Annotated in this window: 14 protein-coding genes and 2 pseudogenes; 1 reads left to right on the top strand and 15 read right to left on the bottom strand. The window is 67.9% G+C overall.

Annotation, left to right across the window (positions count from 1 at the left end):
* From ACMUOO_RS14160 to ACMUOO_RS14095, 14 genes and pseudogenes are all read right to left on the bottom strand, one after another.
* Positions 1-256: pseudogene (locus ACMUOO_RS14160) on the bottom strand (hypothetical protein); the annotation flags it as partial.
* 26 nt (positions 257-282) lie between these two features.
* Positions 283-1,425 carry an NADH-quinone oxidoreductase subunit E gene (locus ACMUOO_RS14155; protein WP_301920154.1) on the bottom strand — a complete coding sequence of 381 codons (1,143 nt, stop codon included), beginning with the start codon at positions 1,423-1,425 and terminating at the stop codon, positions 283-285.
* The gene (locus ACMUOO_RS14150) at positions 1,425-2,648 is read right to left on the bottom strand and encodes an NADH-quinone oxidoreductase subunit D (RefSeq protein WP_301920155.1); all 1,224 of its coding nucleotides are present in this window, start codon (positions 2,646-2,648) and stop codon (positions 1,425-1,427) included. The genes ACMUOO_RS14155 and ACMUOO_RS14150 overlap by 1 nt, the downstream gene beginning before the upstream one ends.
* On the bottom strand, positions 2,645-3,250 hold the full coding sequence (locus ACMUOO_RS14145) for an NADH-quinone oxidoreductase subunit C (RefSeq protein ID WP_301920156.1): 606 nt from the start codon (positions 3,248-3,250) through the stop codon (positions 2,645-2,647). Before ACMUOO_RS14145 ends, ACMUOO_RS14150 begins: the two co-directional genes overlap by 4 nt.
* 10 nt (positions 3,251-3,260) lie before the next feature.
* A complete protein-coding gene (locus ACMUOO_RS14140; RefSeq protein WP_301920157.1) occupies positions 3,261-3,794 on the bottom strand; it encodes a NuoB/complex I 20 kDa subunit family protein in 534 nt (177 codons plus the stop codon).
* Entirely contained in the window at positions 3,785-4,150 is a 366-nt protein-coding gene (locus tag ACMUOO_RS14135; protein WP_413855609.1) for an NADH-quinone oxidoreductase subunit A, read from the bottom strand. Before ACMUOO_RS14135 ends, ACMUOO_RS14140 begins: the two co-directional genes overlap by 10 nt.
* 214 nt (positions 4,151-4,364) lie before the next feature.
* Positions 4,365-5,147, bottom strand: coding sequence for a crotonase/enoyl-CoA hydratase family protein (locus ACMUOO_RS14130; protein ID WP_301920054.1), 783 nt, complete (start codon positions 5,145-5,147; stop codon positions 4,365-4,367).
* Positions 5,147-6,001 (bottom strand): hydroxymethylglutaryl-CoA lyase, encoded by an 855-nt coding sequence (locus ACMUOO_RS14125; RefSeq protein ID WP_301920055.1) that lies wholly within the window; start codon positions 5,999-6,001, stop codon positions 5,147-5,149. Before ACMUOO_RS14125 ends, ACMUOO_RS14130 begins: the two co-directional genes overlap by 1 nt.
* A complete protein-coding gene (locus ACMUOO_RS14120; protein WP_301920056.1) occupies positions 5,994-6,650 on the bottom strand; it encodes a glutathione S-transferase family protein in 657 nt (218 codons plus the stop codon). Before ACMUOO_RS14120 ends, ACMUOO_RS14125 begins: the two co-directional genes overlap by 8 nt.
* Positions 6,647-8,572, bottom strand: a complete 1,926-nt coding sequence (locus ACMUOO_RS14115) for an acetyl/propionyl/methylcrotonyl-CoA carboxylase subunit alpha (RefSeq protein ID WP_301920057.1) — start codon at positions 8,570-8,572, stop codon at positions 6,647-6,649. Before ACMUOO_RS14115 ends, ACMUOO_RS14120 begins: the two co-directional genes overlap by 4 nt.
* A gap of 96 nt (positions 8,573-8,668) precedes the next feature.
* Entirely contained in the window at positions 8,669-9,091 is a 423-nt protein-coding gene (locus ACMUOO_RS14110) for an ASCH domain-containing protein (protein ID WP_301920058.1), read from the bottom strand.
* Positions 9,088-9,540: a thermonuclease family protein gene (locus ACMUOO_RS14105; RefSeq protein ID WP_301920059.1), complete on the bottom strand. Its 453-nt coding sequence runs from the start codon at positions 9,538-9,540 to the stop codon at positions 9,088-9,090. Before ACMUOO_RS14105 ends, ACMUOO_RS14110 begins: the two co-directional genes overlap by 4 nt.
* A gap of 2 nt (positions 9,541-9,542) precedes the next feature.
* The gene (locus ACMUOO_RS14100; protein ID WP_413855605.1) at positions 9,543-11,147 is read right to left on the bottom strand and encodes a carboxyl transferase domain-containing protein; all 1,605 of its coding nucleotides are present in this window, start codon (positions 11,145-11,147) and stop codon (positions 9,543-9,545) included.
* Between the two features lie 148 nt (positions 11,148-11,295).
* A complete protein-coding gene (locus ACMUOO_RS14095; protein ID WP_413855603.1) occupies positions 11,296-12,459 on the bottom strand; it encodes an isovaleryl-CoA dehydrogenase in 1,164 nt (387 codons plus the stop codon).
* A 142-nt stretch (positions 12,460-12,601) separates the two neighbouring features.
* Here ACMUOO_RS14095 and ACMUOO_RS14090 point away from each other — a divergent pair, with 142 nt between their 5' ends.
* A complete protein-coding gene (locus ACMUOO_RS14090) occupies positions 12,602-13,057 on the top strand; it encodes a CreA family protein (protein ID WP_301918544.1) in 456 nt (151 codons plus the stop codon).
* Between the two features lie 6 nt (positions 13,058-13,063).
* Here the strand turns inward: ACMUOO_RS14090 and ACMUOO_RS14085 are convergent.
* Positions 13,064-13,341, bottom strand: a pseudogene (locus ACMUOO_RS14085) (aminotransferase); the annotation flags it as partial.

Raw genomic sequence — 13,341 nt, 5'->3', positions numbered from 1 at the left:
GCTCCGGGACAGGGCTCGGTTCCGGGGCGGGCCTGGGTTCGCGTTCAGCCGCAGGTGCCGCGGTCTTTGCCGGCCGTGAACAGAAGGCCCATACCAGGACGACGCCCAGCACAACGGCGAAGACGAGGCCGATCACAAGCGCCTTCAGGACGCCGTAGTGGGCGACAAAGAGCAGCATGAGCGCCACGAGCGCCCCCCCGGCCAGTGCGACCAGCCAAGAATTCCGGCGGCATTCCGCCCCTGCTGACTCCGACATACCCTTCACTCCCGGACAGACTGTCTTCAGTAGACGTCACCCTTCCTCACGCGCCTTGAGAATTCCGTCTCGCCGCCCGCGGCGAGAAGCCTGGCCTGCTCCACCCAGCCGTCACGGCTGGCGCGGCCCTTGAAGCCTTCGATGTTGTCGTCGACCCAGGCGAGTTCCTCGGCCGTCCACTGGGCGACCTGGTCGAAATGGAAGAAACCGAGGCTGTGGAGAAGCGCCTCGAGCTTCGGGCCCACGCCCTTGATCTGCTTCAGATCGTCCGCCCCGCCCTTGCGGGGTGCCTTGAGCGCGCGCGGCTTCTTCGCCCTGGCTGGCGCAGGCTCCGCCTCCGCCGGCTTGCCCTTCGAGGTGGCGGGCGCCTCCTGGACGGTCACGCCGGTCGCGTCGGCGGCAACGCCCTTCGCGGGCTTGGGCTCCCGCGCCTTGCCCTTCGCCGGGGTCGCCGGCGCGGCCTTGCCCGTCCATGGCGTGAGGATCGGAACCTCGGTTCCGTCGATCCGTTTCACCGTGTCCTTCAGGTCCACCGCCCGCTGGACCGAGGCGTTATACTGCGTCCTTCCGCTCTCGAACTCCTTCAGACTCGTGAGGCCCGTCAGCGGCTCGGAGGAATAGCGCCCGTTCTGCGGCCCCGGCACCGGCACCTTGCCGGCGGCGAGTTCATCCAGGATCGCGGCGAAGCGTTCGGCGGTCAGGTCCTCGTAATAGTCCTTGCCGATCTGCACCATCGGCGCATTGGCGCAGGAGCCGAGGCATTCGACCTCTTCCCAGGAGAACTTGCCATCGGCCGAAAGGGTGAATGGCTGCGCGGCGATCTTCTCGCGGCAGACCTCGATCAGTTCGCCTGCCCCGCAGATCATGCAGGACGTGGTGCCGCAGATCTGGACATGGGCAACGGTTCCAACGGGTTGCAGCTGGAACATGAAGTAGAAGGTGGCAACTTCCAGCGCCCGGATATGCGCCATGCCGAGCATGTCGGCGACATGTTCTATGGCCGGTTTCGTCAGCCAGCCCTCCTGCTCCTGCGCCCGCCAGAGAAGCGGGATGATGGCGCTGGCTTGACGGCCCTCGGGATACTTGGTGATCTGCCCCTTCGCCCAGGCGAGGTTCGCGGGCGTGAATTCAAACCTGTCCGGCTGTACCGGTGCGAGACGACGCAGCATCAGCGGTCAACCTCTCCGAAAACGATATCCATGGTGCCGATGATCGCGGCGACGTCCGCGAGCAGATGGCCCTTGGCCATCCAGTCGATCGACTGCAGGTGCAGATAGCCCGGCGCGCGGAGCTTGGCGCGATAGGGCTTGTTGGTGCCGTCGGCCACAAGGTAGACGCCGAATTCGCCCTTCGGCGCCTCGACGGCGGCATAGACCTCGCCCGCCGGGACGTGGAAGCCCTCGGTATAGAGCTTGAAGTGGTGGATGAGGGCCTCCATCGACCGCTTCATCTCGCCCCTCGGCGGCGGCGTGATCTTGCCCCGGGCGAGCACGTCGCCCTGCCCCTCGGGCGCCCTCAGCTTGGCAATCGCCTGATGGATGATCTTGGTCGACTCCCGCATCTCGGCCATCCGGCAGAGGTAGCGGTCGTAGCAGTCGCCGTTCTTCCCGACCGGCACCTTGAAGTCGAACTCGTCATAGCATTCGTAGGGCTGGGCACGGCGCAGGTCCCAGGCCATGCCGGAGCCCCTGACCATGACCCCGGAATAGCCCCAGGTCAGCGCGTCTTCCTCATGCACGATGCCGATATCGGCGTTGCGCTGCTTGAAGATCCGGTTCTCCGTCAGGAGCGTGTCGAGATCGTCGATCACCTTCGGGAACTCATGCGCCCATTGCTCGATGTCGTCGAGCAGCGCCGGCGGCAGGTCCTGATGCACCCCGCCGGGGCGGAAATAGGCGGCGTGAAGCCGCGCCCCGCAGGCCCGCTCGTAGAAGACCATCAGCTTCTCGCGCTCCTCGAAGCCCCAGAGCGGCGGCGTGAGGGCGCCGACGTCCATCGCCTGGGTGGTGACGTTGAGGAGGTGGTTCAGGACGCGCCCGATCTCGGAGTAGAGCACCCGGATCAGCGAGGCCCGGCGCGGCACAGCGACGCCCGTCAGCTTCTCGATGGCGAGACACCAGGCATGTTCCTGATTCATCGGCGCGACATAGTCGAGCCGGTCGAGATAGGGCAGGTTCTGCAGGTAGGTGCGGCTTTCCATCAGCTTCTCGGTGCCCCGGTGCAGGAGTCCGATATGCGGGTCGCAGCGCTCCACCACCTCGCCGTCGAGTTCCAGCACAAGCCGCAGGACGCCGTGTGCCGCAGGGTGTTGCGGGCCGAAGTTGATGTTGAAATTGCGGATCTTCTGCTCGCCGGTCAGGGCGTCGTCGTGGCCTCTGGAGCCGTCCATCATTTCGCCCCCTGTTTCTCGTCGCCCGGCAGGATGTACTGCGCGCCCTCCCAAGGCGACATGAAGTCGAACTGGCGGTAGTCCTGCACCAGCTTCACCGGCTCGTAGACGACGCGCTTCAGCGCCTCGTCATAGCGCACCTCTGTGTAGCCCGTGGTGGGGAAGTCCTTCCTCAGCGGGTGGCCGCGGAAGCCGTAGTCGGTGAGGATGCGACGCAGGTCCGGGTGGCCGGAGAAAAGGATGCCGAACATGTCGTAGACCTCGCGCTCGAACCAGTTCGCCGCGGGGTGGACCGCGGTGATCGAGGGCACCATGTCCTCCTCCCGCGCGGCAACCTTCACCCGGATGCGGGCGTTCTGGTACATCGAGAGGAAGTGGTAGACGACGTCGAAGCGGGCCGGCCGCTCGGGATGGTCGACGGCGGTGATGTCGACGAGAGTCGAGAACCGGCAGCTGCGGTCGGCGCGCAGGAACTCGACGAAATCCGGCAGGCCCGCCAGCGTCGCGGTCACGTTCAGCTCGCCGAAGGCGATATCGGTCGCAAGGACCTCGGCGGGCCGCTTAAGCTCGATATGGGCGGCCAGTTCCCGAAGGGCTTCGGACATGTCACTCTCCTCAGCGCACGAGTGTGCCGGTGCGGCGGATCTTCCGCTGCAGTTGCAGGATGCCGTAAAGCAGCGCCTCGGCCGTCGGCGGGCAGCCCGGCACGTAGATGTCGACCGGCACGATGCGGTCGCAGCCGCGCACGACGGAATAGCTGTAGTGGTAATAGCCGCCGCCGTTTGCGCAGGAGCCCATGGAGATGACGTAGCGCGGCTCGGGCATCTGGTCGTAGACCTTGCGGAGCGCGGGCGCCATCTTGTTCGTGAGCGTGCCGGCGACGATCATCAGGTCGGATTGGCGCGGGCTTGCGCGCGGCGCCGTGCCGAAGCGCTCGAGGTCGTAGCGCGGCATCGAGGAATGCATCATCTCGACGGCGCAGCAGGCAAGCCCGAAGGTCATCCAGTGCAGGGAGCCGTTGCGCGCCCAGTTGATGATGTCTTCGGTCGTGGTCAGCAGGAAGCCCTTGTCCTGCAACTCGCGGTTCAGGACCCCGGTCGCCACCTCGCGGTCGGCACCGGCGGTATTGGACCCGGTCATCACGCCCATTCCATCGCCCCCTTCTTCCACTCGTAGGCAAAGCCGATCGTCAGCACGGCGAGAAAGACCATCATCGACCAGAACCCGACCGTCGAAATGTCCTTGAATGCCACCGCCCAGGGGAAGAGGAACGCCACTTCGAGGTCGAAGATGATGAAGAGGATCGAGACGAGGTAGAAGCGCACGTCGAACTTCATCCGCGCGTCGTCGAAGGCGTTGAAGCCGCATTCATAGGCCGAGACCTTCTCGGGGTCCGGGTTGCGGACCGCGATGATCACCGCGGCGAGGATGAGGACGAGGCCAAGCGCCACCGCCATGCCTAGGAAAATCAGGATCGGGAGGTATTCGCGGGGGAGGATGTCCAACTGCCTGCTCCTACGTCTGGCCCCCGGTCGGGCGGCCCAAGGTCTGCCCAGGGTCTGCCCGGGGTTCGCTTCCGCCCGTTTACTCCCCCGCCCGGAAAGGGTCAACCAAAGCCGAGGCGGAAACCGCGGCGCAAATCAACGTATTCTCGGATCCGAGGGCGGTTAGCGGAAACGCCCTGTGGTGCGATGCCGCAATGCGGCAACAATGTCGCATTCAACGTTTCCAGGCCGGCGCGCGGCGCTCGAAGAAGGCGGCGATTCCCTCCACCGCCTCGGGACTTTCCCAGCGGCGGACGAGCGCCCCGATGGTCTCGGCGATCACGCCTTCGTCGATCCGCGGCCCGAGCCTGCGGGCGAGCGCCTTCGCCTCGGCCACCGCTCCGGGCGCGCAGGCGAGATAGGGCGCGACCTCGGCCTCGACGGCGGCGTCGAGTTCCGCCGCCGGCACGGCGCGGGCAAGAAGGCCCAGTGCCAGCGCCTCGGCCGCGCCGAAGAGACGCGCCGACATGAATACCCGCCGCGCCATCGCCTCGCCCATGCGCGCGAGGACATAGGGACCGATCGTCGCGGGGATGAGGCCGAGCCGCGTCTCGGTGAAGCCGAAGCGCGCCTGATCCACCCCGATGACGGTGTCGCAGACGGCCATGAGCCCCAAGCCCCCGCCGAAGGCGTTGCCCTGGACACGGCCGATGACCGGCTTCGGGCAGGTGTTGAGCGCGCTCAGCATCGTGGCGAGCCGCGTCGCCTCGCGCGCCCGGTTGGCGCCGTCGGCGGCGATCTGCTCCTTCATCCAGCCGAGGTCGGCCCCGGCGCAGAAGCTTTCGCCGGCGCCCGCGAGCACGATGACCCGCACCGCCGGATCGCGGCCGAGGCGGCCGGCGGCCTCGGTCAGCTCGCCGATCATCGCGCCCGAAAGCGCATTGTGCTTCTCTGCCCGGTCGAGCGTGAGCGTCGTCACGCCCCGGTCGTCGCAATCCACCCTGATCGTCTCGAACATCATGCCCCCCGCATCGCGCGTGCCATGGCCGCAGCTGCACCGATCCGCGCCGCGTCCAGACCGGTTTCGTAGCCCCGTGCGGCCAGATGCGCCGCGACCCGCTCCGTCGCCACGTTCCCGGCCGCCCCCGGCGCATAGGGGCAGCCGCCGAGCCCCGCCACCGCCGCGTCGAAGACCCTGAGCCCGCGGGCGAGCGCGGCGTCGATATTGTCCAGCGCGCGGCCCGCCGTATCGTGGAAATGCCCGGCGAGGCGGCTGGCCGGCAGTTCGGCGAGAACCGCCGTCAGCATCGCGTCCACCGTCTCCGGCCGGCCCTGACCGATCGTGTCGCCGAGGCTGATCTCGAAACAGCCCATGTCGCGGAGGGATGCGGCGACGCGGGCGACCGCAGCGGGCGCCACCTTCCCGTCGTAGGGACAGTCGGTCACGACCGAGACGTAGCCCCGGACGGGAATGCCGTCGGCCCGTGCCGCCGCGGCCACGGGGCGGAACCGGTCGAGGCTTTCCTCGATCGTGCAGTTGAGGTTGGCCCTGGAGAAGCCTTCGGAAGCCGAGGCGAAGATCGCCACCTCGTCCGCACGCGCGGCCCTTGCGGCCTCGTAGCCCTTCATGTTCGGCGTCAGCGCCGCGTAGCGCACCCCGGGCGCGCGGTTGATCCCGGCCAGGACCTCGGCACCGTCGGCCATCTGCGGCACCCACTTCGGGCTGACGAAGCTCGCCACCTCGATCCGCCGGAAACCGCACAGGCTCAGGGCATCGACGAGCACAATCTTTTCCGCCGTCGGTATGATCCGCTTTTCGTTCTGCAGCCCGTCGCGCGGGCCCATCTCGACGATCTCGACGAACTCAGCCATCCCATGCCTCGTAGAAGTCGCGCTTGTAGAGGAGGTCGGAGCCCTCGGGCGGCAGCGACCGCAGGAAGGCGGGTCGGGAACTGGCGCGCGCGTACCAGTCGGTGAGCGCCGGGAATGCCTCTGTCGGCGCGAAGTGCCGCGCCATGTAGAGGGCCTGGCCGGCGCCGACATCCGCCGCCGTAAAACCGCTACCGACCAGCCAGTCGCGCCCCGCGAGCCGGCCTTCGAGCGCGGCGTAGCACTTCTCCAGCCGCTTGGCCTCCAGCCGCATGACCACCGGGCTGCGCATGGCGTCGTCGTAGAGGACGATGTGCTGCTGCGTAAGCGCGGCAGTGTGCTGGCTGACCGTCTCGGCGAAATGCACCCAGACGAGCCAGTCGGCACGATCCGGATGGCCGGGCTCCCGGCCGAGGCCGGATTGCGGGAAGCGCTCGCAGAGGTATTCGGTTATCGCCCCCGTCTCCCACAGCACCCGACCGTCGATCTCGAGCGCGGGGACACGCCCGGCCGGATTGAGCGCGAGGTAGTCCGGTGCGCGAAGCGACCTGTCGAACGGATGGACGACCACCTCGAAGGGAACGCCGATTTCATGCAGCAGCCAGAGCGTGCGCATCGAGCGGGTCTGGTGGCAGTGGTGCAGGCGGATCATGCCTCCTCCTCCAGCCGGACGAGTGCCGCCCCCGCCTCGACCTGTGCGCCGGCCGCCACGAGCACTTCGGCGACGATGCCGTCGCGCGCGGCGGTCAGCGTGTGCTCCATCTTCATCGCCTCCAGCACGGCGAGCCGGTCGCCCGCCTTCACCCGTTGCCCCGCCTTCGCGAAGACCGCCTTCACGAGGCCCGGCATCGGCGAAAGCGTCAGCCCCCCGCCCGCCGCATCGGCCTCGCGGTCGAGCGGGTCCACCAGGTGGAAATGATGCGCGCCGCGGCCGAAGATGCTGACAAGACCCGGCGTCACCACGATCCGCGCGCCAGAGGGATGACCATCGACCCACCATTGGCCGCCGCGAAGGAAGCACTCCGCAGTCTCGCCAGCGATACTCACCCGCGCCCGGTCAGGCGCCATGACCTCGACGACCGCCTCGACACCCTCGAGAGGGACCGTCCGGCGAAGCGGTTGCCACAGGGTGAAGCCCGCCAGCGCGCCTCCCCGGTCGGCCAGCCCCGCCGCGCCGAGAGCGGCGAGCGCCTTCACGGTCATGTCCGCCGGGGCCACATCGGTCAGCGCGTCGAGATCGCGGGCGATGAGCCCGGTATCCACATCGCCCGCCGCGAATCCCTCATGCCGCGAGAGCGCCGCGAGGAAGGCGAGGTTGGTGACCGAGCCCGCGACTTCGGTCGCGTCGAGCGCCGCGGAAAGCTGCCTGAGCGCGATGGCGCGCGTCGGACCGTGCACGATGATCTTGGCGATCATCGGATCGTACCACGGGCTGATCGTGTCGCCGGGGCGCACGCCGGTCTCTGCCCGCGCGCCTTCCGGGAATTTCAGGTGGGAAAGCGTCCCGGTCGCGGGCAGGAAGCCCGCCGGCACGTCCTCGGCATAAAGCCGCGCCTCGAAGGCGTGGCCGGTGAGACGGATTTCGTCTTGCGTCGCGGGGAGCGGTTCACCCGAGGCGACGCGAAGCTGCCATTCGACAAGGTCGATGCCGGTCACCGCCTCGGTCACCGGATGTTCGACCTGAAGCCTTGTGTTCATCTCCATGAACCAGAAGCGGTCGGGGCGCAGGCCGTCCGAGGCGTCGACGATGAACTCCACCGTTCCCGCGCCGGAATAGCCGATCGCCTCGGCGGCGCGCACTGCCGCCTGGCCCATCGCGGCGCGCATCTCAGCCGTCATGCCGGGGGCAGGCGCCTCCTCGATCACCTTCTGATGGCGGCGCTGGAGCGAGCAGTCGCGCTCGTAGAGATGAACGGCGCGGGTCCCGTCGCCAAATACCTGCACTTCGATATGACGCGGCTTCTGGACGTATTTCTCGATCAGCACGGCGGGATTGCCGAAGGCGGTCCGCGCCTCGGATTGCGCGCTTTCGAGCTTTTCCGCGAACTCCTCCGGTCGCTCCACAAGGCGCATCCCCTTGCCACCGCCGCCCGCGACGGCCTTGATGAGGACCGGGTAGCCGACCGTCTCGGCCGCGCCCGCCAGATGTTCGGGGTCCTGGTTCGCGCCGTGATAGCCGGGCACGACCGGCACCCCCGCCTTTTCCATCAGCGCCTTGGCGGCATCCTTGAGGCCCATCGCGCGGATCGCTTTCGCAGACGGGCCGATGAAGACGAGACCCGCCGCCGCGACCGCATCGACGAAATCGGGGTTCTCGGACAGGAAGCCGTAGCCGGGATGGATCGCCTCCGCGCCGGTCGCCTGCGCCGCCGCGATGATGGCCTCCGCCATCAGGTAGCTGTCCTTAGGGGCCGGACCGCCGATATGGACGGCCTCGTCCGCCATCGCCACATGCCGGGCCGAGGCGTCCGCGTCGGAATAGACCGCGACCGTCGCCACACCGAGCCTGCGGCAGGTGTCGATGACGCGGGCGGCGATCTCGCCGCGGTTGGCGATCAGGATCTTGTGGAACACTGTGTCATCCTTCCGTCAGCGCCGGGGGTTTCACACCCCCGGACCCCCGTGGGGTATTTGGACAATGAAGAAGCGAAGATCGGCGATCCGCATATCTCATCGCGCCAGATCCTCGATCAGCCGGAACCGCTCGCAAACCAGTTCCATCTCCGCGCTCCACCCGCCATTCCGTTCGAAATAGGCGCGGTGCCCCGCCTGCCAGCCTTCGAGGCAGTGATCCTCGCCCTCGGCCAGCGCGAAATCCGCGTCCACGTCGCAGAAGCGTCGGACCGTGACCTCGACGGTCTCGATGACGAGCGCGGGCGCGCCGTCCCAGTCGAGCGCGATGTCGCGGCGGCCGGCAACGGGCAGCGGCTCGCCCTCGGCGTGGTAGTCGCGCAGCGCGCCGCAGGTGGCGCGTTTGCGGCCGTCCCGAACCAGGCCGAGGAGCCGGTCGCAAAGTGCGCGGCTGTCGCCGAAGGTGAAGGTCTCGGCGCCGGGGTAGCGGGCCTTGAGGGCTGCGAGGCGATCGGCCGTCATGCGCACCAGCCTTCGCGCTTGCCGCCGGCGTAAGGACGCGCGAGCCCGGCGGCGATCATGTCCGGCGCGACATCGGCACCGTCGAGGCTGAGCGTGACGAGGCGGCGGCCGTAGCGGTCGGTCTGTTCGCCCGCCTCGGCGATATGGGCGGCGGCAAGCAGCGACAGGTTCAGCCGCGCGGTCGCGCCGAGGCCCTTGCCGAGTTCGCCCAGGCATTGCGGCGAAAATATCTCGGGCGTGTCGAGGCCGAGGAGGCGGGCCGTCACGACGCCTTCGCCGGGGCAGAAAAGCTTGACCGTGTCGCCATCGACGACAAGGACGACCGCGCAGCCGTCATGCGGCTTCAGCATCCCGTTGGCGAAGGACAGGGCAGGCAGGCCGATCCCGAGCGCGAGGGACGCGCCCATCCCGAGCCGCAGCACCCGGTCGAGGGGGGAGCGGCGGCGCATCGTCACATCCGGAACACGCCGAAGCGCGTCGCTTCGATGGGCGCGCTGAGCGCGGCCGAGAGCGAGAGCGCCAGCACCTCGCGCGATTTGCGCGGGTCGATGATGCCGTCGTCCCAGAGCCGGGCGGAGGCGTAGAGGGGATGCGACTGTTCCTCGAACATCTCGATGGTCGGGCGCTTGAACTCGGCCTCCTCCTCCGCGCTCCAGGCGCCGCCCGCCCGCTCGATCCCGTCGCGCTTGACGGTGGCGAGGACGCCCGCCGCCTGTTCGCCGCCCATCACCGAGATGCGGGAATTGGGCCAGGTCCAGAGGAACCGGGGCGAATAGGCGCGGCCCGCCATGCCGTAATTGCCCGCGCCGAAGGAACCGCCGACCAGCATGGTGATCTTCGGCACCGAGGTCGTCGCCACCGCCGTCACCATCTTCGCCCCGTGCCGGGCGATGCCCTCGTTCTCGTATTTCCGGCCGACCATGAAGCCGGTGATGTTCTGGAGGAAGACCAGCGGGATCGACCGCTGGCTGCACAGCTCGATGAAATGCGCGCCCTTGACGGCACTTTCGCTGAAGAGGACGCCGTTGTTGGCGACGATGCCCACCGGGCAGCCCATGACATGGGCGAAGCCCGTCACCAAAGTCTCGCCGAAGCGCGGCTTGAACTCGTCGAACCAGGAGCCGTCGACGATCCGGGCGATGACCTCGCGGATGTCGTAGGGGGTGCGCAGGTCGGCGGGCACGATGCCGAATATCTCGTCGGGGTCATAGGCCGGGTCTTCCGGACTTTGCCAGACCACGGTCTCGGGCTTGCGCCGGTTCAGGCCGCCGATCGCGCGGCGGGCGAGCGCGAGGGCGTGGGCGTCGTCCTCGGCCAGGTAGTCGGCAACGCCGGAAAGCCGGGTATGGACATCGCCGCCGCCGAGGTCCTCGGCGCTGACCACCTCGCCGGTCGCGGCCTTGACCAGGGGCGGGCCGGCGAGGAAGATCGTCCCCTGATCGCGGACGATGATCGAGACATCGGACATCGCGGGCACGTAGGCGCCGCCCGCCGTGCACGATCCCATGACGACGGCGATCTGGGGGATGCCCTTCGCGCTCATCTGCGCCTGGTTGTAGAAGATGCGCCCGAAATGGTCGCGGTCGGGGAAGACCTCGTCCTGGTTCGGCAGGTTGGCGCCGCCGGAGTCGACGAGATAGACGCAAGGCAGGCGGTTCTCGCCGGCGATCTCCTGGGCGCGGAGGTGCTTCTTCACCGTCATCGGGTAATAGGTGCCGCCCTTCACGGTGGCGTCGTTGGCGACCACCATGACCTCCTGCCCGTGGACGCGCCCGATCCCGGCGATGAGGCCGGCGCAGGGGGCATCGCCGCCATACATGCCGTGCGCCGCCGTCGCGCCGATCTCGAGGAAGGGCGAACCGGCATCGAGCAGGTTCGCCACCCGTTCGCGCGGCGGCAGCTTGCCGCGCGCGACATGCCGCTCGCGCGCCTTGTCGCCGCCACCCGCAGCGGCGAGCGCTGCCGCCCCGGCGATACGGGCCAGCAGCGACTCATGCGCGGCGCGATTGGCGCGGAACGTGTCGGAGGTGGGCAGGACGGAGGAGGTCAGTCGCATGATCTGATCCCGAAACTTCTATGCGTTGCGTGAAGGGCGGCGCCCGCACCGGGGCTGAGACGGGACCGTCGCGCCAGTGGCGCGGCGAACGCCCGTCGAACGGTCGGGCGCTGCCCGGGGTTTCCCCCGGTGGTGCGCATGACCCGCCTCACCCCATCCTCCCCATCAGCTCGCGCCCGATCAGCATCCGGCGGATCTCGCTCGTCCCGGCGCCGATCTCCATCAGCTTGGCGTCGCGGAAGATGCGGCTGACCGCACTTTCGTTCATGAAACCCATGCCGCCCATCGCCTGCACCGCCTGATGGGCGACCGTCATCGCCTCTTCGGACGCATAGAGCACGCAGGCGGCCGCGTCCTGGCGCGTGACCTCGCCGCGGTCGCAGGAGCGCGCCACCTCGTAGACATAGGCGCGGGCGGAATTCATCTTGGTGTACATGTCCGCGATCTTGCCCTGCATCAGCTGGAACGACCCGATCGGCTGGCCGAACTGCTTGCGCTGCGCGAGGTAAGGCATCACCTCGTCCATGCAGGCGGCCATGATGCCGGTGCCGATGCCCGACAGCACCACCCGTTCGTAATCGAGCCCGGACATCAGGACGCGGACGCCCTTGCCTTCCTGCCCGAGCACGTTCTCGAACGGCACCTCGACATCCTCGAAGACCAGCTCGGCAGTGTTCGAGCCGCGCATGCCGAGCTTGTCGAAATGTTTCGAGGTCGAGAAACCCTTGAAGCTCTTCTCGACGATGAAGGCGGTGATGCCCTTCGATCCGGCCTCGGGGTCGGTCTTGGCGTAGACCACCAGCGTATCGGCATCCGGCCCGTTGGTGATCCAGAACTTGGTGCCGTTCAGGACGTAGTAACCGTTCCGCTTTTCGGCTTTCAGCTTCATCGACACGACGTCGGACCCCGCACCCGCCTCCGACATGGCCAGCGCGCCGACATGCTCGCCCGAAATCAGGCCGGGCAGATACTTGTGCTTCTGCGCCTCGCTGCCGTTCAGCTTGATCTGGTTGACGCAGAGATTGGAATGCGCCCCGTAGGACAGCGAGACCGAGGCCGAGGCCCGCGCAATCTCCTCGGTCGCGATGACATGGGCGAGATAGGACATCCCCGCGCCGCCATATTCCTCGGGCACGGTGATGCCGAGAAGGCCGAGATCGCCCATTTCCTTCCAGAGCGCGGCGGGAAATTCGTTCGTCCGGTCGACCTCCGCCGCGAGCGGCTTCACGCGGTCTTGCGCCCAGCGGTGGACCATGTCGCGCAGCGCCTCGACCTCATCGCCGAGATGGAACTTCATCGACGCGGTGAACATTCCGGTCCCTCCCGAGGAAATGAACGTGTGTTCAATTCATACGGCCAAGCCGCGAGTCGGGTCAAGCCGCTTTCGGCGGAACCGGTGGCGGCGGAAAGACCGTTATGGCATTTTCCCGCTGCCCAACCGAAAGGATCGTCCCATGTTTCCGCGTCTTGCCCTCGCCCTTGTTGCCGCCCTGCCCGCCACCGCCGAAGCGGAGGTGGTCGGCAAGGTCGGGGTTGACTGGGTCGGCAACGACATCATGATCGAGGCGATCCCCGATCCCAAGGTGCAGGGCGTGACCTGCCACGTCGCCTATTTCGACCGCTCGGTGCTCGACCGGCTGAGCCAGGGCAACTGGTTCGAGGACCCATCCTGGTCGGCGCTCGACTGCCGTCAGACGGGTCCGATCACGGTGGGCAACGTCGACCGGAGCGCGGATGGGGAGAACATCTTCTCCGAGCGCACTTCGCTGATCTTCAAGTCGCTGCGGGTGACGCGGATCCTCGACCAAAGGAACAATACGCTGATCTACCTCGCCCATGCGAGCGAACTGACGCAAGGGTCGGGCAAGATGTCGATCTCGACCGTGCCGCTTTACGACGCCGGGAAATGACGGCGTTCAGTCGGCTTGCGGCATTTCGACCGGCGCCTGCACGTCGCCCTGATGCACCGTCGAGACCTCCTCGCGTAAGATGCGCGCGATGAGGGCGGCGTCGTCCGTGGTGAAGGTCAGCGGCAGGCGCATGTCGACGAGGCCGGCGAGGATGCGGTCGGTCCTTGGCAGGTCCTGCGGCTTCGCGTAGCGCCAGGAGTCGTGGCGCGAGGTGAAGCCCTGCGGTTCTTTTGCGCCGAACCATTTGAGTTCCACCCCGCGCGCAGCTGCGCGGGCGAGCACGG

This window comes from Albidovulum sp., from assembly GCF_041919395.1.
Taxonomy (GTDB): domain Bacteria; phylum Pseudomonadota; class Alphaproteobacteria; order Rhodobacterales; family Rhodobacteraceae; genus Albidovulum.
The sequence above is the reverse complement of the archived record's forward strand: the minus strand, read 5'-3'. Positions and strand labels throughout refer to the sequence as shown.

Coding starts and splice junctions, on each gene's coding strand:
- ACMUOO_RS14155 (WP_301920154.1), bottom strand. CDS start 1,425: ATGCTGCGTCGTCTCGCACCGGTACAGCCGGACAGGTTTGAATTCACG.
- ACMUOO_RS14150 (WP_301920155.1), bottom strand. CDS start 2,648: ATGATGGACGGCTCCAGAGGCCACGACGACGCCCTGACCGGCGAGCAG.
- ACMUOO_RS14145 (WP_301920156.1), bottom strand. CDS start 3,250: ATGTCCGAAGCCCTTCGGGAACTGGCCGCCCATATCGAGCTTAAGCGG.
- ACMUOO_RS14140 (WP_301920157.1), bottom strand. CDS start 3,794: ATGGGCGTGATGACCGGGTCCAATACCGCCGGTGCCGACCGCGAGGTG.
- ACMUOO_RS14130 (WP_301920054.1), bottom strand. CDS start 5,147: ATGTTCGAGACGATCAGGGTGGATTGCGACGACCGGGGCGTGACGACG.
- ACMUOO_RS14125 (WP_301920055.1), bottom strand. CDS start 6,001: ATGGCTGAGTTCGTCGAGATCGTCGAGATGGGCCCGCGCGACGGGCTG.
- ACMUOO_RS14120 (WP_301920056.1), bottom strand. CDS start 6,650: ATGATCCGCCTGCACCACTGCCACCAGACCCGCTCGATGCGCACGCTC.
- ACMUOO_RS14110 (WP_301920058.1), bottom strand. CDS start 9,091: ATGACGGCCGATCGCCTCGCAGCCCTCAAGGCCCGCTACCCCGGCGCC.
- ACMUOO_RS14105 (WP_301920059.1), bottom strand. CDS start 9,540: ATGCGCCGCCGCTCCCCCCTCGACCGGGTGCTGCGGCTCGGGATGGGC.
- ACMUOO_RS14100 (WP_413855605.1), bottom strand. CDS start 11,147: ATGCGACTGACCTCCTCCGTCCTGCCCACCTCCGACACGTTCCGCGCC.
- ACMUOO_RS14095 (WP_413855603.1), bottom strand. CDS start 12,459: ATGTTCACCGCGTCGATGAAGTTCCATCTCGGCGATGAGGTCGAGGCG.
- ACMUOO_RS14090 (WP_301918544.1), top strand. CDS start 12,602: ATGTTTCCGCGTCTTGCCCTCGCCCTTGTTGCCGCCCTGCCCGCCACC.